The sequence below is a fragment of the Desulfosporomusa polytropa genome (genome assembly GCF_055380075.1).
On the sequence record NZ_AP042400.1, the window covers coordinates 4,076,229 to 4,094,730 of the forward strand.

General features: G+C 42.6%; 16 protein-coding genes and 1 pseudogene. 7 read left to right on the forward strand and 10 right to left on the reverse strand.

Features of this window, described 5'->3' with window-relative positions:
* Positions 1-80: 80 nt before the first annotated feature.
* Genes ACZ449_RS20780 through ACZ449_RS20790 form a run of 3 tightly spaced genes read left to right on the forward strand, consistent with a single transcriptional unit; the run spans position 81 to position 2,658 of the window.
* A complete protein-coding gene (locus tag ACZ449_RS20780; protein ID WP_464257963.1) occupies positions 81-1,007 on the forward strand; it encodes a metal ABC transporter substrate-binding protein in 927 nt (308 codons plus the stop codon).
* On the forward strand, positions 1,004-1,819 hold the full coding sequence (locus ACZ449_RS20785; RefSeq protein WP_464257964.1) for a metal ABC transporter ATP-binding protein: 816 nt from the start codon (positions 1,004-1,006) through the stop codon (positions 1,817-1,819). Before ACZ449_RS20780 ends, ACZ449_RS20785 begins: the two co-directional genes overlap by 4 nt.
* On the forward strand, positions 1,813-2,658 hold the full coding sequence (locus ACZ449_RS20790) for a metal ABC transporter permease (RefSeq protein ID WP_464257965.1): 846 nt from the start codon (positions 1,813-1,815) through the stop codon (positions 2,656-2,658). Before ACZ449_RS20785 ends, ACZ449_RS20790 begins: the two co-directional genes overlap by 7 nt.
* A gap of 134 nt (positions 2,659-2,792) precedes the next feature.
* Here ACZ449_RS20790 and ACZ449_RS20795 read toward each other — a convergent pair whose 3' ends face one another.
* The 6 genes and pseudogenes from ACZ449_RS20795 to ACZ449_RS20820 form a co-directional block, all read right to left on the reverse strand.
* Positions 2,793-3,281, reverse strand: a complete 489-nt coding sequence (locus ACZ449_RS20795; protein WP_464257966.1) for a chemotaxis protein CheW — start codon at positions 3,279-3,281, stop codon at positions 2,793-2,795.
* A gap of 26 nt (positions 3,282-3,307) precedes the next feature.
* Positions 3,308-4,357 carry a PocR ligand-binding domain-containing protein gene (locus tag ACZ449_RS20800; RefSeq protein WP_464257967.1) on the reverse strand — a complete coding sequence of 350 codons (1,050 nt, stop codon included), beginning with the start codon at positions 4,355-4,357 and terminating at the stop codon, positions 3,308-3,310.
* A gap of 745 nt (positions 4,358-5,102) precedes the next feature.
* Positions 5,103-5,819, reverse strand: a pseudogene (locus ACZ449_RS20805) (amino acid ABC transporter ATP-binding protein); the annotation flags it as partial.
* On the reverse strand, positions 5,812-7,386 hold the full coding sequence (locus ACZ449_RS20810) for an ABC transporter substrate-binding protein/permease (RefSeq protein ID WP_464257968.1): 1,575 nt from the start codon (positions 7,384-7,386) through the stop codon (positions 5,812-5,814). The pseudogene ACZ449_RS20805 and the gene ACZ449_RS20810, both read right to left, overlap by 8 nt.
* Positions 7,387-7,464: 78 nt before the next feature.
* Positions 7,465-7,878: a hypothetical protein gene (locus tag ACZ449_RS20815; RefSeq protein ID WP_464257969.1), complete on the reverse strand. Its 414-nt coding sequence runs from the start codon at positions 7,876-7,878 to the stop codon at positions 7,465-7,467.
* A 150-nt stretch (positions 7,879-8,028) separates the two neighbouring features.
* Positions 8,029-8,733 carry a virulence RhuM family protein gene (locus ACZ449_RS20820; protein ID WP_464257970.1) on the reverse strand — a complete coding sequence of 235 codons (705 nt, stop codon included), beginning with the start codon at positions 8,731-8,733 and terminating at the stop codon, positions 8,029-8,031.
* Between the two features lie 515 nt (positions 8,734-9,248).
* Here ACZ449_RS20820 and ACZ449_RS20825 point away from each other — a divergent pair.
* Positions 9,249-10,187 carry a glycoside hydrolase family 130 protein gene (locus ACZ449_RS20825; protein ID WP_464257971.1) on the forward strand — a complete coding sequence of 313 codons (939 nt, stop codon included), beginning with the start codon at positions 9,249-9,251 and terminating at the stop codon, positions 10,185-10,187.
* 6 nt (positions 10,188-10,193) lie between these two features.
* Here the strand turns inward: ACZ449_RS20825 and ACZ449_RS20830 are convergent, their stop codons facing one another.
* Positions 10,194-11,204: a glycosyltransferase family 4 protein gene (locus ACZ449_RS20830; protein WP_464257972.1), complete on the reverse strand. Its 1,011-nt coding sequence runs from the start codon at positions 11,202-11,204 to the stop codon at positions 10,194-10,196.
* A gap of 357 nt (positions 11,205-11,561) precedes the next feature.
* Here ACZ449_RS20830 and ACZ449_RS20835 point away from each other — a divergent pair, with 357 nt between their 5' ends.
* The 3 genes from ACZ449_RS20835 to ACZ449_RS20845 all read left to right on the forward strand — a co-directional run bounded on the left by ACZ449_RS20835 (position 11,562) and on the right by ACZ449_RS20845 (position 15,316).
* The gene (locus ACZ449_RS20835) at positions 11,562-12,569 is read left to right on the forward strand and encodes a glycoside hydrolase family 130 protein (RefSeq protein ID WP_464257973.1); all 1,008 of its coding nucleotides are present in this window, start codon (positions 11,562-11,564) and stop codon (positions 12,567-12,569) included.
* Between the two features lie 81 nt (positions 12,570-12,650).
* On the forward strand, positions 12,651-13,901 hold the full coding sequence (locus tag ACZ449_RS20840; RefSeq protein ID WP_464257974.1) for a glycosyltransferase family 4 protein: 1,251 nt from the start codon (positions 12,651-12,653) through the stop codon (positions 13,899-13,901).
* A complete protein-coding gene (locus ACZ449_RS20845; protein ID WP_464257975.1) occupies positions 13,901-15,316 on the forward strand; it encodes a phosphomannose isomerase type II C-terminal cupin domain in 1,416 nt (471 codons plus the stop codon). Before ACZ449_RS20840 ends, ACZ449_RS20845 begins: the two co-directional genes overlap by 1 nt.
* Positions 15,317-15,572: 256 nt before the next feature.
* Here ACZ449_RS20845 and ACZ449_RS20850 read toward each other — a convergent pair whose 3' ends face one another.
* From ACZ449_RS20850 to ACZ449_RS20860, 3 genes are all read right to left on the reverse strand, one after another.
* Positions 15,573-15,935 (reverse strand): magnetosome magnetite crystal formation protein family, encoded by a 363-nt coding sequence (locus ACZ449_RS20850; RefSeq protein WP_464257976.1) that lies wholly within the window; start codon positions 15,933-15,935, stop codon positions 15,573-15,575.
* A gap of 59 nt (positions 15,936-15,994) precedes the next feature.
* Positions 15,995-16,240 (reverse strand): phospho-N-acetylmuramoyl-pentapeptide-transferase, encoded by a 246-nt coding sequence (locus ACZ449_RS20855; RefSeq protein WP_464257977.1) that lies wholly within the window; start codon positions 16,238-16,240, stop codon positions 15,995-15,997.
* 139 nt (positions 16,241-16,379) lie between these two features.
* The gene (locus tag ACZ449_RS20860) at positions 16,380-18,380 is read right to left on the reverse strand and encodes a clostripain-related cysteine peptidase (RefSeq protein WP_464257978.1); all 2,001 of its coding nucleotides are present in this window, start codon (positions 18,378-18,380) and stop codon (positions 16,380-16,382) included.
* Between the last annotated feature and the right edge of the window lie 122 nt (positions 18,381-18,502).

Consider the following 18,502-nt stretch of genomic DNA (forward strand, 5'->3'; position numbering starts at 1 on the left):
TGTCACATATACTATAGATAGTAATATTCCTATTTGATGTTATTCCTATTTAAGATTATTCGTATATTGGAGGTATTGTAATGTTAGCAAAAATAGTGAAGTTAGTGTTAATAGCGGTCATCAGTTCCGCTATGTTGGCTGGTTGTAGCCAAAGTAAGGTTTCAGATAGTCAGACAAACGCCAATAATGCGGGGGCCAAAAAGAATTTTACGATAGTGACATCATTTTATCCCATGTATATTTCCACCATTAACATTACCAAAGGCGTTCCCGGCGTTGAGGTCATCAATATGACAAAGCCGCAGACTGGTTGCCTACATGACTACCAACTGACTCCAGAAGATTTAAAAACGCTTGAAAAAGCAAATGCTTTTGTTATCAATGGAGCAGGTATGGAAGCTTTTTTAGATAAGACAATAAAGCAACAACCGCAATTAAAAATAATTGATGCCAGCAAGAACCTTGAACTACTAAAAGCTGAGACCGGGGAAGAAAATCCTCATGTATGGGTTAGTGTTTCTAATGCCATTCTTCAGGTCAAAAACATCGCCGAACAACTGGCGGCGGTAGATACTCAAAATGCCGCGCAGTATAAAAACAACGCGGCTGAATACGTGAAAAAATTGGAAGCTTTGCAAGATACCATGCATAAATCACTGGATGGTATCCAAAATAAGGATATCATTACCTTCCATGAGGCTTTTCCCTATTTTGCTGAGGAGTTTAAGCTACATATTGTTTCGGTTATTGAAAGAGAGCCTGGCTCCGAGCCGTCCCCAGCTGAATTAGAGGATACCATCAATAAAATAAAGGAATCTCATATCAAAGCACTATTTGCTGAGCCGCAGTATTCATCAAAAGCTGCTCAAACAATTGCACAGGAAACAGGCGCAAAAGTTTATACTCTTGATCCAGTGGTAACTGGTGAAGCCAAACCTGACGCTTATGATGCTTATATCCGGGTAATGGAAAATAATTTAAAAACATTACAAGGGGCCTTACAATGATAGAAAATAATTGGCATACCTGTTCTCACAGCGAAAGTGACTGCGGTCGGTTATGCTGCACTAAAATCGAGAATTTTAACGTTGCTTTTGGCAACACACAGATATTTCAAGATGTAAATCTTCATATTCACTGCGGAGAACTTACGGCGCTGATCGGGCCTAATGGCGCCGGCAAAAGTACGCTTTTGAAAGCAATACTTGGTGAAGTGAAGCATTCAGGAGCACTAAAATATTTTGATGCAAAGGGTGTCCATAGTGGACACCCTTTGATTGGGTATGTTCCCCAATACCTAAATTTTGATCTTAGTACCCCGACCAGTGTACTTGACCTTTTTACCGCCTATCTAACAAACATTCCCTGCTGGCTAACTAGCTCCCAACGTATCCGGGAGCGCGTCAGTCAAATTCTTGTAAAAGTAAAAGCAGAACATCTCATTGATCGCAGACTGGGCGCGCTGTCAGGCGGCGAACTGCAACGAGTATTGTTAGCACTCTCGCTTGAACCTATACCCGACTTATTGCTGCTGGACGAACCAGTTTCCGGAATCGATCAAAACGGCTTAGAACTATTTTATAATATCGTTTCAGATCTCAGAGCAAACCATGATCTGTCCATTATCTTAATCTCTCATGACCTTAACTTGGTGGCAAAATATGCAGATAGAGTGGTTCTCTTGAATGGAACAGTGATCTGCAATGGTACACCAGAAGAAGTATTTAATGATCCTCGGACAAGAAATGTGTTTGGAATGCTAGTGCAGCATAATGCGCAAGATAAAATTCCATCTAACAAGGAGGATTCTTCATGTTAGATTTGTGGTATGACTTGATTAACTTCATTCTTCCTTTTCAATGGCTGGGCCATAATTTTATGAAAAATGCGCTACTTGCAGTGTTGCTAGTTACTCCGCTTTTCGGTTTGCTGGGCACCATGGTCGTTAGCAACCGGATGGTATTTTTCTCTGATTCACTTGGTCATGGGGCCTTTACCGGTATCGCCATCGGAGTTCTAATAGGTGGTATTAAGCCTCTTACAGCGCTTGTCCTATTTTCTTTATTTTTTTCAATTGCAATTACTGTTATTAAGAACAAGAGCCGAGTTTCCACAGATACCATTATCGGAGTATTTTCATCCACAGCTATCGCCTTAGGTTTAATGATTATGTCTCATGGCGGTAGTTTTGCTAAATTTTCATCCTATCTGATCGGCGATTTATTAAGTATAACCCCAGGTGAACTTGGTATGCTTTTTTGTGTGTTTATTGGCATCGTGTTGTTGTGGCTTGCCATATTTAATAAAATACTTGTCATAAGCATAAACCCATCGTTGGCAGCAAGCCGAGGTATTAATACGTTACTTATCGAAATATTATTTTCATCAGCCCTAGCTATCGTTGTCGCCATTAGCATCCAATGGGTAGGACTGTTGATTATCAATTCTATGCTGGTTTTACCAGCAGCCGCTGCGCGCAATGTAACAAGCAATGTACGGCAATATCATCTTGTTTCTGTTTTGTTTGCCATGTTCGCAGGCGTGGCTGGATTAATCCTGTCATACTACTGGAATACCGCAACAGGTGCAACGATCATCCTTATCGCGGCAATGCTGTTTTTTTCCACATTTCTACTCCGGAATCGTTTTGTAGATTAAATTGTGAAAACCGTACTATATATTATAAAAGAAGCATTCCCAGCAACATAATAGTCGCTGGGAATGCTCTTTTTAATGGGGGGATAAACAGCGTTTCCGTAGAGTGCAAGAAATTCTCGCTAGATTTTCCGTTTTTAAGAGGGAATTGCTAAATCCGATAGTTTTAAGAGCTTGGTTTCTTGCGCTGAATCAACTGCAGTAGATAGTAGCTGTACCGGATCTAAAATAATAATCATACGTTCATCCACTTTGCCGATTCCTTTTATGTAGCTTATGCTTAGACTGCTGGACAGGGTGGGTGCCGCCTGTAATTCTTCATCGTTAAAATGAACAATATCTGTCACTTCATCGACAATACAGCCGACAACCTGTCCATCTACATTTAACATGATAAATTTAGTTTCCTCCGCATTGGGAATTTCTTCTAATCCAAATTTGTTTCGTAAATTAAAGATGTAGTTGACTTGTCCGCGGAGATTGATCATACCTTCTATTTCGCGGGGAAGTCCAGGTATTTTTTGTATTTTATATTTTTGAGCTCGTAAAATTCCATTAACAGTTAAGGCATCAATGCCATATTCGCTGCCGTCAATATCAAAAATGACTAGCTGGATACTTGCCATAAGCTTATTCCTCCTTTCTTCTTAGATCAGGTCTCATTAGCCAAAGCCGTTAATTGTTCGGTTATGCTGGTAATTTCCTCTACGCTGGCAGTTACCTCTTGAATAGCGGCTGCTTGTTGTTCCACTGTTAATGCCGTGTCGCTGCCCATAGCAACAGTACGGTCAACAGAATTTCTTATTAGAGTTGTAAATTCTTTGATTTTACCAACTGTTGCTTTAGAGTCTGCTGATAGCTTTCTAATCTCTTGTGCCACAACGCCGAAGCCAAGACCGGCCTCACCTGCTCTGGCGGCTTCAATGGCTGCATTTAAACCCAGGAGGCGGGTTTCATCAGCGATTTCTTTGATAAGATCCATAACACTATTAATTTCACCGGTAACAGTGCTTACATTGCCAATTTCAGAATTTAGATTAGCCTGATTATCACTTACCGTACCGGCGGAGGCGGCTAGTTGCTCCATGGTAGCCGAAATTTGATGAAGACTGTCATCCAATATCATGGCTACCGCTTTGAGTTTTCGCTGCTGAAAAGCATTCTTGGACATGTTGTTAGCAACTGTGAAAAGTACATTGGCAGCTGCTTCAATGCTTTCTCTTGACAGGATGCGTACTTCCTTGGTAGCTTCAATATAACCGTTAGCGTCAACACCAATTTCGCCAGCGATTCTTCGGTACTTTTCTTCCTCAGGACTGGATGTGAGAACTTGGCCGCCTAGGATTGTACCCAGCAATTTCCCCTCGATTATTATCGGAGCAGCAAAGTCAATCAACCCTGCATGGCATTCGAACACAAAAGGCTTACCGGTCCGCACTGCTTCTTCACCGCCCTTGCGGTGAGACTCTGCACAACGCTTGTCACCACACTCTGTGGAATGAGTATAGTCTGTACAGAATCTAGTATACATACTGGGCTTAGTTACCGGGCTGCCATTCTGGTCAACTGTGACGCTGGCTACACCAACACCTTTGGCAAAATCATCCTGAAATTTTTGAAGAAAATCAATATCGATTACATCGGTTAGCTTGAGGGTATCTAAATTGACTTCATACCTAGTGGCTCTACCTTGCATATTCATGTATATTCCTCCTACTTTTTTTGCTTAACAGAACACCTTATTTGTTATATCCATTTATAAATGCAAAAAGCGTGCCAAAGCAAGCACACTTACTATTATAAAATTACTTGCCTTGCACTACACGGTAAACTTTAGGACTTTCAAGCTACGAGCGACAATATCAACATATTTTTCTGTTGCCCCAGAAGCTACACATGCTAATCCCCTACTAAAAGTTGCATTGGTATGCAACTTTTAGTATGAAATATTTGTAATATATCGCTGTCGAAAATTATCTAAAACAACACAATCTACAGAGGACAAACAGGGATTTTACGCAAAGCGTAAAATCCCTGTTTGAAAGAAATTAACCAGACTTACAGAATATACAGCCAGGCGTTTAGTTTCATTTTATCTTAGCCAACAATATATTCTTTCCATTTTCATAGCTATATCGAAGGCTTTCACATTGGCCCTTGATAAGCTTTATCCCAATATCATCGTCTCTAATACCTTCCACAAGCGGATCTGCAGGAACTCCGGCACTTTCAAATGCGAAGTCTAACTGACCATTTTTTTCTGAATAAGCAAGGGTCAGGGTAATATCGGAAAAATCTGTTTGCAAGCCCAAAACCTCTTCAACAAGCAGCAGCACGTTATTACAAACTTTTTTAGTTAACATGTGTTTTTCACAAAAGGCTTCAATTTCTGCGTTCATAGCATATAGATCATAATTTTTGCTGACAATATGGTAGTTAAATCTGCGTATTCTGTTGATAAACGATTTGGTTTTTTCCTTGCGCGGATTTTCAAATATCTGTTGTGGCGTACCCTCCTCGTAAATTATCCCTTCGTCCATATAAAGCACACGATTTGAGATATTGCGAGCAAATTCCATTTCGTGGGTAACAATCACCATCGTCATACCGGCTTTAGCAAGACGCCGAATAACTGCTAAAACCTCACTCACCATTGTTGGGTCCAGAGCTGATGTCGGCTCATCGAAAAGCAAAACCTCCGGATCCATGGCAAGACAGCGGGCGATTGCCACCCTTTGCTTTTGTCCGCCGGAAAGTTCATCAGGAAAGCTATCCGCTTTTTCTGCAAGCCCTACTAGCTTTAACAACTCTAACGCTTTGCCTTCGGCAGCGGCCTTGCTTTTGCCCAGTAGTTTTACAGGTCCTAATGTGAGGTTTTGCACTACGGAAAGATGCGCATACAAATGAAACGATTGAAATACCATACCCATTTTTTGGCGCATTTGAGGCATATTTGTAGTTTTTGCAAGCAAATCGATATTGTTAATAACAATAGTACCGCCGCTAGGAATTTCCAACAAATTAAGACAACGTAATAATGTGCTTTTACCTGTACCAGATGGCCCTATTATCGAAATAACCTCACCCTTTTGTATTTCAGTGCTTACGTCTTTCAGCACCATAAGTTCGCCAAAGCTTTTACAAAGATGTTCTATTTTAATCATTTGCTACCATCCTTGTTTTACGATTTCTTTTCGGATCACTTTTTACTCCAATATAGTCCAGAACAAGCGCAAGCGACCACGAAACGATAAAGTACAGCACCGCCACCATGACAAGTGGGAAAAACGCGTCAAAGGTGCGACTTCTGATAATATCACTGGCTTTTGTCAAATCCTGCACAGCAATATAACCGACTATGGAAGTCATCTTTACAAGCGAAATAAACTCACCCTTATAGACAGGCAGCACCTGCCTAACCGCCTGTGGCATTATAATATAAAGAAATGTTTGTAGTTGGGTAAAGCCACCTGCGATCCCCGCTTCTTCCTGGCCTTTATCGATACTTTCGATTGAAGTTCTAAACATTTCGGAAACATATGCTGCAAAGTTCATACCAAATGCCAAAACAGCTACAAGGACAGGGTTAATATTTACTGATGCGAACACTACATAAAACATAATCATCAGCAGCACAAGCACCGGGGTTCCTCTCATGATAGAGATATAGAACTTGGCAAGAATACTTGAAAACTTGTTTTTACTCATTCGCATAAAACAGACAAGGGCGCCCAGTAGTGTACCAAAAATTGCGGCAAACAGTGCTATTTCAGCAGTTGTTTTTAAGCCGTCAATGATAAGCAAGTAGCGATTCTCGCGGATAATATTGTTATAAAAACTATCAGCTAAATTTTCAAAAAATGGTATTGCAACTGCCGTATTTGACTGTTGATCATATTTTGCAATATCCTTTTTAAGTGCGAATGCACTTGCGCCTAATTCATAATAGGGATCAGAAAAATCGATTTTCTGCTGTCGTTCTGCTGTAATCATCATAGTGCTTGCAAACATATCAATCTTGTTTGTGGAAACAGCAGCAATTAAGCTGCCAAATTCCATATCAGACAGTGTAAGTTCTTTCCCCAGATAGGCCGCAAATCGTTCTGAAAGTTCAATATCAAAGCCGACCAGCTTGTTGTCTTTAACCATTATAAAAGGCAGTCCTTTATCGCTCACTACACCTACGGTAAGCACACCATTGGTTTTAGGATTCTCAAGCACAGGCATATCGGTAGTACCATTTACTATCCAACGATTTACCATATCGTCAAACACGCCGTTTTCTTTTATTTGTTTTAAAAACACGTTAAATGTCTCGCGTAAGCTGCCATTTTCCTTATTAAAACCAATACCGACAGGAACTGAATATACGCATTCATCCAAAAAGCCTAGTTCTTTATCGTTCCTAAATACTTCGCCCAGTGTCTCACGATTATAAAAAGCTGCGTCAATCTTTCCCGACTTTACTGCAAGAATTAGATCTGATGGACTTTTATACTGTAATATTGCTGCATTGGGAAATGTTTTTGTAACATATGCATCGTGAATAGAGCCAAGTAAAACCCCAATCCGTTTATCTTTTATATCATCAAGCGTTTTTAACTTTGTACTTTCCGTTTTTATGGCAGTTTCCGCATCGCTAGGCACTGCTCCTGTAGTTTTTGCGCACCAGGCAAGAGACAGTATAATAATAGAAACCAACACCAGCATAAGCAACACTCTATTTTTCATAGCTTCGCTCCTCAACACGATTCTCTAGTTTCGACACGCTTGACAGAAAAATCTGATTCATCCGTTTTTTTATGCAGCCTATAAACGCACTTCTATTGCATTATGATTTCTTAGCCATTCCTGACAATAACTCATAATCCAAGGAATAACCAATATGCTAGCTATATTGGGCCAATCATCAAAGGTTGTCAAAAGTTCTCTTCTTGGATGTACTGCCAAAATAATCCCATCATGCTCTTCGGGAATTGGGTTGCCGATAGTTAAAAGTCGTATTGCAGCTTCGTCAATTTGTATGCATCCATTTCGAAAAAAGTTATTTATATTGGTATTTGATACTCCTAACTTTCTGAGTACATTATCTATTGACTGTTGTTGAGCAGCAGCAATAACACCTTCTTTTTTTTCATTTTTGCATTGGCGAACAAGCCAGCGCGTACCATTTAATATTGCTATTTCATCAAGTCCGTTAGTTCTTACGAAAAATACATTCATACACGCTATACCTCCATCCATATTGGCTATACCTACATAACTGATATTTCAAGCATCAGCCACATTTTTTTCTTTATAATGTTTGGCTTACTATCTCATAATTTCGGAATTCTTTCCTGAAAATCCTGTATTCCCCACAAATAATAAACCCTACCGCCACAAAAGGATTGAACTCATCAATTGACGGTCGCTTTCACAAATGATTAAACAATAAAAAGAAGATCGCTTCCACCTTAATCCATCTTGGACAAGTGGTTTAGCGATCTTCTTTTTATTGTTGCAAGTCGCTGTCATCCATGTTAAAACAAATTCTCCTGAAAACTGCTTCGTATCTGCTGTATTCGGATGATAGTCGATACTAGTGGCATAAATGTCCAATACCTTACGCCAAAATACCTTTTCGGAAGAGCGTATGTCCCTGATTCGGTCTAACAGCTCTTCAAAATAGTTACCACCCCCGGCTTTTTTCAAGAGATCATCATTCATGGTAAAGCCCTTGATGATGTATTCATTAAGGCGTTTGGTGGCCCATATTCTAAACTGCGTGCCGCGCAGGGACTTTACTCTGTAGCCAACAGATATGCTGACATCAAGATTGTAATAGACAATATCCCGGGAAACCGTTCTTGAGCCTTCGTCTTGAACTGTTGCAAATTTTGCAACAGTTGAGTTTTCCTGAAGTTCTCCTTCATCAAAGACATTTTTTATATGCTTTGAAATAACAGATTTATCTCTTTGAAATAACTCCGCAAGCTGGTTAAGGGATAACCAGACGGTTTGGTTTTCCATACGAACATCAATCTTTGTCTGCCCATCTTCTGTCTGATACATAATCATTTCAGTTGTATTTCCCATTATACAAGCCTCCGTTTGCCGGTCAGAAGTTCTTGCATCATACCTTGCTTGATGGCTTTGTATTTGTTTAACTTAATATGTAATCCTTATATATATCGTAAAATTATTATATCATTATGAAATATTGTAACTATTCTCTTTGTATACGAAATTAAAATCAATTTTTATCACAAGCAGAAATAAAAGCTCTTTAATTGATAAATAAGACAGGATATGAAAGTGGAGTGGCTTCTTTAAGTCCACTCCATTTTGCTCAACGTATTAGATACAACAATACCACCCCAGGGTTAACACATCACCTGTAATTTTTAAACTGTACCATCATAATAGACAATCCCAGTATGTGTGGGATACGGCCAGTCTTTAGCCGTTAAAATAGGATTCTTGAGATTTCTCAGAAACGCTCTTTATTGTCTTGTTATTGTTTTTCTTGAGTAAACAATTGCACTTTTAAGTTAGACATTGTAGTATAATGAACCAACTACAGAATCTAGTAAACAAGGAGGACATCAACAATGAAAGAACCCATTGTCAAACGCTATAAAGGCAATCCGATTTTAACCAAAAACGATGTTCCTTACTCCGTACATACCGTACATAATGCAGGAATAGCAAAATATCAGGACAAGTACTACATGCTGTTTCGTTCTCATCTTGACACAGGGCGCTCTATTATTGGACTCGCAGAAAGCAATGACGGTTACTCTTTTTTCGTACATACCGAACCTTTTATTATTCCTGCAACAGAGAGTATTTTTAAAGAATATGAGGCTTTTGGTGTGGAAGATCCTCGCATTTCATGCATAGAAGGTGAATACTATATTACTTACAGTGCTTATTCAAAACATGGAGTACGAATTGGACTGGCAAAAACAACAGATTTTAAATCGATCCAACGCATCTCATTAATCACCGAAGCCGACTATCGCAACGTTGTTCTTTTTCCCGAAAAAATAAACGGTAGATATGTACGCCTCGATCGACCTCATTCTGAAATTTCTCCCTGGGCAATATGGATTAGTTATTCAAAAGATTTAATCTATTGGGGAGAGTCAGAGTTAATCATGATGCCAGCACCTTATCACTGGGATGAAATGAAAATTGGCCCTGGGGCAACGCCTATCAAAACTGATAAAGGTTGGCTCTCTATTTATCATGGTGTCTTTCCCACCATGGATGGATCAATTTATAGGTTGGGAGTCGCTTTACACAAACTGGACAATCCCGCGATAGTTCTCGGAGTCGGGGACAGTTGGATTCTGCAACCTGAAGACCCCTGGGAAGTAACAGGATATGTTCATAATGTGGTTTTTACCTGCGGAGCCATCCTTGAAAACAATGGTATTGTTAAAATATATTGGGGTGCCGCCGATTCTGTTATGTGCGTAGGAACTGCTAACATCAACGATCTTGTAGATCTTTGCCTAAATCATAGCAGACCTGCCATTACATGAACTAAATTATGAAATTTTTAGTATTTCCTTATAAACTTCAATATATTTTTTCACCATTTTCTGCTGTGTAAATCTACACTCAACCGTTTTCCGACACGTTTCCCGTGAGATATTTATGACCGCTTGAATTTTATCAGCCATTTCTTCGATACTTGATACAATAAATCCATTGATACCATCTTGAATAATTTCAGGCATAGAACCTTTATTAAATGCCAGGACAGGTGTTCCACATGCCATTGCTTCAACGATACTAAGGCCAAACGGTTCATTAAAATTAATTGGATGTAACAATGCATACGCATTACCCAATACTGTATCCCTTTCCTCAGGTCCCACTGATCCAATATAACAAACATCATCATTAAGATACGGCTCTACATATTTTTTATAATAGGCTTCATCTTGAATAATACCGGCAATTACTAATTTCATTTTTGCCATTTTAGCAACTTGTATTGCCTCCCAAGTTCCCTTGTCTTTATGTATTCTTCCAAAATAAACTAAATATTTTCCCCGTTCTTTGTTTAAAGTAAATTTTTCTATATCTATACCATGGTACACAGTCCTTATATAATCAAGCTCCCCATTCCTATCTGAATCGCTAATGGAAACATAGTATGTTTTCTTATTGTATTTTTTGTAAACAGGTAGAATTTTAGGTGAGGAAAACCCATGTATCGTTGTTACCACTGGAGTTTTTATTAGTCCACTATAAGTCAGAGGCAAAAAATCATAATGATTGTGTATTATATCAAATTCATTTGCCTGCTCCATAATCTCGGATATATGTAAAGATTCCCAAACCTTAGCATCCAGCTCTCGGTCTTCTTCATAAGGTGCTTTGCATACACTGCGAAGCTTAGCGGTCGTTAGTGAATCGCCGGTAGCATACAGTGTTACATCAATATTTTCTTTCACAAGTCCTTCTGCCAATAATGAAACAACTCTTTCCCACGGACCATAATGTCGCGGTGGCGTCCTCCACGCAATTGGTGAAATGATTGCAACTTTCATAAAATCCCCCACTTCATTAAAAATTCGCTTGGTAATCTCGTTGACTTATCGCTCATTGTCACTTGAAGAACTTCGGCAGTGACAATGATGAAGCCTTTATTTATATTAGAAAAATAACTTTCACACAGAGTTGCTGACAGTTCTAAAAGTTTATTCCAAATGGATAATTGTTTCCTTACGAAAAACAATTATTTGACAAAAACTAGTATTTGTAGTATAATACGATTATAAACTGTTTAGAATCACTGACGATTAGTGACAACACTATATTGTTTTTTAACCGCCACGGATTAGAGGAACTGGGTGTAATATACACTCGCCGGCACGCGCCGATATCCAAACGTAGGGGGTTTTTTTATGCAAAAAAACGGATTTGATACTAGGTTGAAGGGCGATAAGAATACCTATAAAGAACTTTTTATGAGGAGTCCCCAAAACCCCATTTTATCGGCTAAGAACTGGCCTTATCCTGCAAATGCAGTGTTCAACCCAGCAGCGACAATGTTTCATGGCAAAGTTTTATTACTTGCTCGCGTGGAGGACCGGCGAGGCTTTTCTCACTTTACTAAGGCAGTTAGTGACGATGGAGTTGGCAACTGGCAAATTGATAAAGTGCCAACGTTAGAACCTGATCCAGAAAATCATCCTGAGGAACTGTGGGGTATTGAAGACCCTCGAATTACATGGCTTGCTGAATTGGGTAAATGGGCTATTACCTACACTGCTTATTCTCGTGGCGGACCACTTGTGGCTATGGCACTGACCAGTGATTTTATAGATTTTGAGCGGCTCGGACCGATCATGCCGGCAGAAGACAAAGATGCTGCACTTTTTTCACGACGAATATATGGAAAATGGGCTCTTATCCATCGGCCGATTACCGCTAACTATGTACCTGGTGCACACATCTGGATGTCATCTTCCGATGACTTCGTCAGTTGGGACGCCCGCCAGGTATTAATGCACGCTCGTCGGGGTGGTTGGTGGGATGGCGGGAAAATTGGTCTTGCAGCTCCACCGATCGAAACCGCTGAAGGTTGGATCCTTTTGTACCACGGAGTGCGCCAGACTGCTTCTGGCTCAATTTACCGACTCGGGTTAGCACTTCTTGACTTGGATGATCCGTTGAAAGTATTGCACCGGAGTGATGAATGGGTTTTCGGTCCGACCGCAAGCTATGAACGGGAAGGAGACGTTGATGACGTAGTCTTTCCTAGCGGTTGGGTATTAAATGCTGAGACAGGCTTACTAAAAATGTATTACGGAGGGGCAGATTCTTGTATTGCTTTGGCTACTGCCAATGTAGGCGATTTACTGGAGTATATTAAAAAATGTCCAAAACCGTTGGATGAGCTATTTTATTAACAATCTAGATTAAATCCAATAACAGGCTAAGCTATAGAAACAGGGAAAAGTAGTGTTTTTATAAAAAGGGGAGACAAAAAAATGGTTGCAACAAATAAAATAAGAAATATTGCTTTTTTAAGTACCTATCCTCCGCGGGAGTGTGGGTTAGCTACCTTTACGGAAGATCTGGTAAATGAAATTGATAAAATACCATTTATTCAACCAAGTGTTATTGCGGTAGTCAACAAGGACGAATATACAAACCACCAGGTAAAACGCAAACTGGGTCAGCACGACCGTACGAGTTATCTGCTGACTGCACTTTGGGCGAATGACAATGTTGACCTCCTGGTTATCGAGCATGAATATGGGATATTTGGCGGCGAGTGTGGCGAATATATCCTTGATTTAGCGAAGAGACTAAAAATCCCTTTTATTGTCACAACACATACTGTGCTGTTAGAACCATCACCGAAACAACGGACTGTCCTTCGGGACTTAGGCCGCCTCAGCACCAAGGTAGTAACCATGGCTGAAAGCTCTATCCCCATATTGGCTGAGACCTACGGCATTGAGTTAGAGAAACTTGTATTCATACCGCACGGTGTTCCTAGCATGCATGTAGAATCGCGGGAAAAATTGAAAGTCACTCACGGCTTCCAGAACAAACATATCATTAGCAGCTTTGGGCTCATTAGCCCTGCCAAAGGCCTCGAGTATGGGATTGAAGCAGTGGCGAAAGTCGCGGCAGATTATAACAATCTGGTATATCTGATTCTCGGCAAAACACATCCCTGTGTCAAAGAAAGTATGGGCGAAAAATATCGGCAGAGCCTGATTGATTTAGCGCAAAGCCTTGGGGTGCAGGATAATATTCAGTTGATCGATAAGTATCTGACCAAAGAAGAAGTAATTACTTATCTTCATTTGTCCGATATGTACCTGACACCATATCTGTCTAAAGAGCAGGCGGTTAGCGGGACGTTGGCATACGCCATGGGATGTGGACGGGTTATTGTATCGACTCCCTATCGTTATGCAGAAGAAATGCTGAGTGGCGGTCGCGGAATGCTTGCCGAATTTAGAGATTCCAACTCGATGGCAGCATGTATTCGATCAGTACTTGATAATCCACTTCGAAAAAAAGAAATGGAAATGAATACATTGGCTGTTGGACAGACGATGACGTGGGCCAATGTAGCCGCTCAATATGCCAAACTAGGCATAAATATTATTGGCGAAAGAGAACATCAGACGAAAGATGATTCAAGGCGATTTGTCCATCCAGCCGTTCCAAAGTCTCATCCTCATCTTACTGTAGTTGGTCGGAATGGAATGAGGGTCGGATAATGAGCCAATTTGGCAATGTCTTTGCTGACGCACATATCTTTCGAATGACCGATGATACCGGGATGTTTCAACACACACGTTACAATGTCCCCGATTTGGACAAAGGGTATACCACTGACGACAATGCCCGGGCATTACTTATGGCGGTCATGCTCTTTGAAAAAAAACAGACATCGGAATACCTCGCATTAATTTACCGTTACCTGGCATTCATCTTGTATGCCCAGAATGAAAACGGCCATTTTCGAAATTTCATGACCTATGACCGAAAGTTTACGGAAACACAAGGATCGGAAGAATGTTTCGGCCGCTGTCTTTGGGCTTTAGGGTATACCCTAGCTTCATCAGTAATGCCCCTAGGGATAAAGGATGCCTGTACTAGTGCTGTTCGTCGTGCATTGCCACAAATTCATTCTCTCAAGTATTTACGGGGACAAGCATATGCCTTGATTGGTCTTGGCTTTATCGAGAACTCTGAGAGCGCTAGCCTTATCCGCAAGCTGGCTGAGTCTATTGCCGTTTGCTTTGAACAATGTGTAAAAGAAAATGACTGGTGCTGGTTTGAAGACAGCCTCACCTACGATAACGCCGTACTGCCGTGGGCTATGTTCGTCGCTTCGCGCCAAACAGGCCAGGAGCGCTTTCTCGCTATCGCGCGCAAAAGCATGACATTTCTTGACCAAAATGCGTTTCGGGACGATTTTTTCCGTCCTGTTGGCTGTAAAGGGTGGTGGCTACAAGGATCTGAGCCAGCATTATATGATCAGCAACCTGTCGAGGCATCCATGTCCACACTGGCTCATTTGGTTGCTTATGAAGTCACTGGTGATAAAGCCATGCTGAAGCTTGCCGAGCGGAGTTTTGCCTGGTATTCTGGTGACAACTCTTGCCATGAAAGTCTGATTGACGCCGAAACAGGTGGTTGTTATGATGGCATTATGGCTGATGGTCTAAACCACAATCAAGGTGCGGAAAGCATTGTTGGCTACTGTATCGCTAGTCTGGCTTTAGATAATGCCTTGTCGGCACCATTGGAAAGTCATGATCGCATATTGCAAAAACCACCAGATGAACATATGCCCTGTTATCGCCCTTGGGGATTCTACCAAGTGTTGGATTCTGCGCCAGGGTTTAAGATGAAGAAGATCGTCGTTAATTCCGGGGAAATTCTTAGCTTACAGATGCATTATCATCGTAGTGAGCATTGGATTGTTATTGGCGGTACGGCAAAGGTAACTATCGGCAATACTGAACAAGTGTTACACGAGAATGAGAGCGTTTTTATACCACAAACATCTAAACACCGGCTTGAGAATCCCGGCAAATTGCCACTTCAGATTATCGAAATTCAAAGCGGCAGCTATCTGGGTGAGGATGATATAGTCCGTTTTGATGATCGCTATGGTAGGTTATGATAGAAGTAAAGACAATGAAGGCTCCCAGAATACTGGGAGCCTTCATTGCTGACGGATACTTGTGCCAACCTCTTTTTTCATTGCTTTCAATATATCGTTATATCGTTTTGTTTTTCTTTCTTTTCTTTGCAAATTTTTATCTTAATTGCTGAGTCACACAGCCTCCTTCGCGAAACAACATCCCTGTCCCCTGCGTTTTCAGGTGGGGTAGACTCCCCACCTGAATTCCCGACGTTTCAGCTTTGCTGAAACGAGTTCACTTCGGATTTTTTACCCCAAAGGGCACAAAAACCGGATAGACATAGTACTCTCCGCTCAAAGCCCGGACGGTCGCCAGGATTGCGCAGCCTATCCATAAAAGTCCGGCGCCAATGACGAAGATCCATGCAGCGGTTTCTGTCCCAGTCAACGGTGAAAGCACTAAAACGAGCAAGATGATCACCGGTACCAGCGCCAGTTGGAAAACTGCTGCCTGCTTCGCATGATGTGCCACAAAGATGTCTTTGCGCTTACAGAGCCAGATCACCAGCGGGAGCAGGCCCAACCCCAGGCCGCCGAAAAAGCATCCGCAATGTGCCGCAGCCGCCAGCATTTTTTGTCCACCTGATACATGTTCCATAAATTCTCCCTCACTAAAAAGGTAGAAGAGCTGTCAAAGCAGCGTCCTCTACCAACTTATCAGGCCTGCCCGTTTCCAATCATCGGCAAAGCCTCATTATGCTCTTTGGCCCATTTATAGCTCATGTAGACACTGCCGATATTGGCAATAAGAACCAAATCTGGTGAAATTACATTGGCAATCAGTGCCCCTACTATAGCTACCGCTGCAAAGAGTATTAGGCCTTTTTTAAAACCGGCCGCATAAAAACCGCCAAATCCGAATATTCCTAAGAAAATTGCTAAACCTACACTTTTTTTCGACATTTGAATTTCCCCTTTTCTATTTTTTAATTATCTTCCATAGAATCATAGCCTCTATTTTCTCTACCAGGCCTCACCTGCCTTCCTGCAATCCAGATCGTGCTGGCGCTAACACCAAAAATTACTTGCTTTCAGGAGAGTTTTAGCCATCCGCGCCGACAGTAGTGGTAATCTGACCGTTTTGAATGGTGTAGTTTACGATACGCGAGAGAGCACTTTTATTCTGTGGGTCAACAAACTCAAAGTAGTAGCCATAGGTGCCGTCTCCCATCTCTTCGTCAGCAATGCGCGGCTGCCGGCCAAGGGTAAAGGTATCGGCTTCAAACTGGGTAAAATCTTCATCATCACCGCTGATAGTCATCGCATAATGCAGCGTCGTGATGGTGTCACCCGCTTTGAGATGAATAAGTTCCCGGTTCGCGATGCCGTTCGCCGCAAGTCCCCGGCGCGCGCCGAGAATATGATAGGCTTCGTCGTTGAAGTTGTAAGTGACTTGCAGGTTGCACTCCTGTCCGTTGAGCTTGACCGGTACGGAGTAGATGTTATAGCCATCGCCTTCATAGGTAATTTCGATGTAGACCGGATGACCGTCAAGCATTGGCCATTTGCCTTGAAAGTTATCCTTAAAGATGCCTTTTTCCCAGTCTGCATCGATGTCTGCGTCGCTGCCAAGGTAGAGGATGATGTCATCCTCTTGGCTCTGGTAGACGAACTGACAATGCACAGAGGCCAGTTTTTCCATCTGCTCCGGACGTAGCTTTACAAAGGCAGTACCCTCTTTGTCTATATCCACCGGTGTGTCTTCGAGGGTGCTCACATCAAAGAGCTTTTGCTGCGCAGCAGGCTGTTCGAAGATTTCCCCACTGCCGGTTGCCGCATTACTCAGATACGGCGCGGCCTGCGGCGGCATCGTCCCGAAGACGAGGTTGTAATAGAGGCATTTTACGGGCAGAAGCGGCGCAGCCTGCTGTGCGTAGGCCATAAACCCATCCTGATCGCTATTGTAGGAGTAATAGCCGGAAAGGCCGCTGCTTTCCCGCCGATAAGGGCCGTTTACTTTGTAGACAACGCTGTCCTGCACGGCACGCTGAAGGGCTTCTGCAGTACCTGGCAGCAGGCTGCGGGTATTTTGGGCAAGACTGCCAAGATCCAGCATGTTGGCATAGCCCTGCTCACGGGTATTGCCACCATAGTTTTCTGTCGCAGCGGCCATACGCGCAAAGCTGGTAAAGAAGGCCTGCGGGTTTTTGTCTGCCTGGCGCAGTGCCTCAATCCCAAAAGCCTCATAGGCGTCGCGCAGAGCCGGCAGTTGCCCTACGTCGATGACAGATAACGTGGCGGCTGCGTCGGTGCCATAAGCCTCACATCCTGCGAGATAGGTATCGCAGATGGCGCGCCCCAGCCCGGCACCGTTCATGGCCGGATTCCGGGCAAGTGCGCCGACCCAGCCGGTATAGTCCCAGCCATTGCCAGGCTCGATCTCTTCTGAGGCCGCCATATAGCGCGTGAGCCCATGGAGATCGTGTACGACGTCAGCAGTCGCCATGAGGCAGGCGTCGAAACCGATAAGCTCAAACGGTGGCTGACCATGGTCAGGCGTATAGGCAGCCTCAAAGGCCGCACGCAGACCGTTGAGATTCATATAGTTCCGGGTACGCTCGTCATAGCAGACCCCGGCTGCACTACCGCCGCCATGATCCCAGAGAATGCAGACGCGGTGGTTTGCCGGAAAGTTTTTCTCTCCATAGCGCAGGAAGTCCGCCAGGGTATCCGGCGACCCCATATCGGCATCAGGCAGCTCCTGCAAGGAATGAATTCCGTCGGCATCATAGAGATAGCGGGCGACCGCGCCGGACGGAATGCCTGTCGTATGCCACTCCACTGCGCCGCCAGTCTGGATGAGTACCCGGACGTTCGGTGGAAGCTGGACCTGCAGCAGTTCCTGGAGATCATCTGACGCGGCACCGTTCTTGCTTTCAAGATCGGTTCCACAAACATACCAGTAGATAGTCCAGGTATCTGTAGGCTGATACGTGTCTGCCAGCACCGCTTCTACACCACCGGCTCGGACGCCGGTAGGGAAGAGAAGCAGGATGCTCAGGAATACGGGCAGCAGCAGTTTTGCAAAGAATGATTTTTTCATCGGGCGCACCTCCTTACGACTTGTCATTTTCCACTTTTACCTTAGTTTCAAGTTTTCTACCGCGCCGCCGCTGGCTATCGTGCCAAACAATTCCACATTGTTATTGCCGCCTGCCAAATTAC

Bases quoted from the DNA above. Each gene is read 5' to 3' on its own strand.
- ACZ449_RS20780 (WP_464257963.1), top strand. From the start codon at position 81: ATGTTAGCAAAAATAGTGAAGTTAGTGTTAATAGCGGTCATCAGTTCC.
- ACZ449_RS20785 (WP_464257964.1), top strand. From the start codon at position 1,004: ATGATAGAAAATAATTGGCATACCTGTTCTCACAGCGAAAGTGACTGC.
- ACZ449_RS20790 (WP_464257965.1), top strand. From the start codon at position 1,813: ATGTTAGATTTGTGGTATGACTTGATTAACTTCATTCTTCCTTTTCAA.
- ACZ449_RS20795 (WP_464257966.1), bottom strand. From the start codon at position 3,281: ATGGCAAGTATCCAGCTAGTCATTTTTGATATTGACGGCAGCGAATAT.
- ACZ449_RS20800 (WP_464257967.1), bottom strand. From the start codon at position 4,357: ATGAATATGCAAGGTAGAGCCACTAGGTATGAAGTCAATTTAGATACC.
- ACZ449_RS20810 (WP_464257968.1), bottom strand. From the start codon at position 7,386: ATGAAAAATAGAGTGTTGCTTATGCTGGTGTTGGTTTCTATTATTATA.
- ACZ449_RS20815 (WP_464257969.1), bottom strand. From the start codon at position 7,878: ATGAATGTATTTTTCGTAAGAACTAACGGACTTGATGAAATAGCAATA.
- ACZ449_RS20820 (WP_464257970.1), bottom strand. From the start codon at position 8,733: ATGGGAAATACAACTGAAATGATTATGTATCAGACAGAAGATGGGCAG.
- ACZ449_RS20825 (WP_464257971.1), top strand. From the start codon at position 9,249: ATGAAAGAACCCATTGTCAAACGCTATAAAGGCAATCCGATTTTAACC.
- ACZ449_RS20830 (WP_464257972.1), bottom strand. From the start codon at position 11,204: ATGAAAGTTGCAATCATTTCACCAATTGCGTGGAGGACGCCACCGCGA.
- ACZ449_RS20835 (WP_464257973.1), top strand. From the start codon at position 11,562: ATGCAAAAAAACGGATTTGATACTAGGTTGAAGGGCGATAAGAATACC.
- ACZ449_RS20840 (WP_464257974.1), top strand. From the start codon at position 12,651: ATGGTTGCAACAAATAAAATAAGAAATATTGCTTTTTTAAGTACCTAT.
- ACZ449_RS20845 (WP_464257975.1), top strand. From the start codon at position 13,901: ATGAGCCAATTTGGCAATGTCTTTGCTGACGCACATATCTTTCGAATG.
- ACZ449_RS20850 (WP_464257976.1), bottom strand. From the start codon at position 15,935: ATGGAACATGTATCAGGTGGACAAAAAATGCTGGCGGCTGCGGCACAT.
- ACZ449_RS20855 (WP_464257977.1), bottom strand. From the start codon at position 16,240: ATGTCGAAAAAAAGTGTAGGTTTAGCAATTTTCTTAGGAATATTCGGA.
- ACZ449_RS20860 (WP_464257978.1), bottom strand. From the start codon at position 18,380: ATGAAAAAATCATTCTTTGCAAAACTGCTGCTGCCCGTATTCCTGAGC.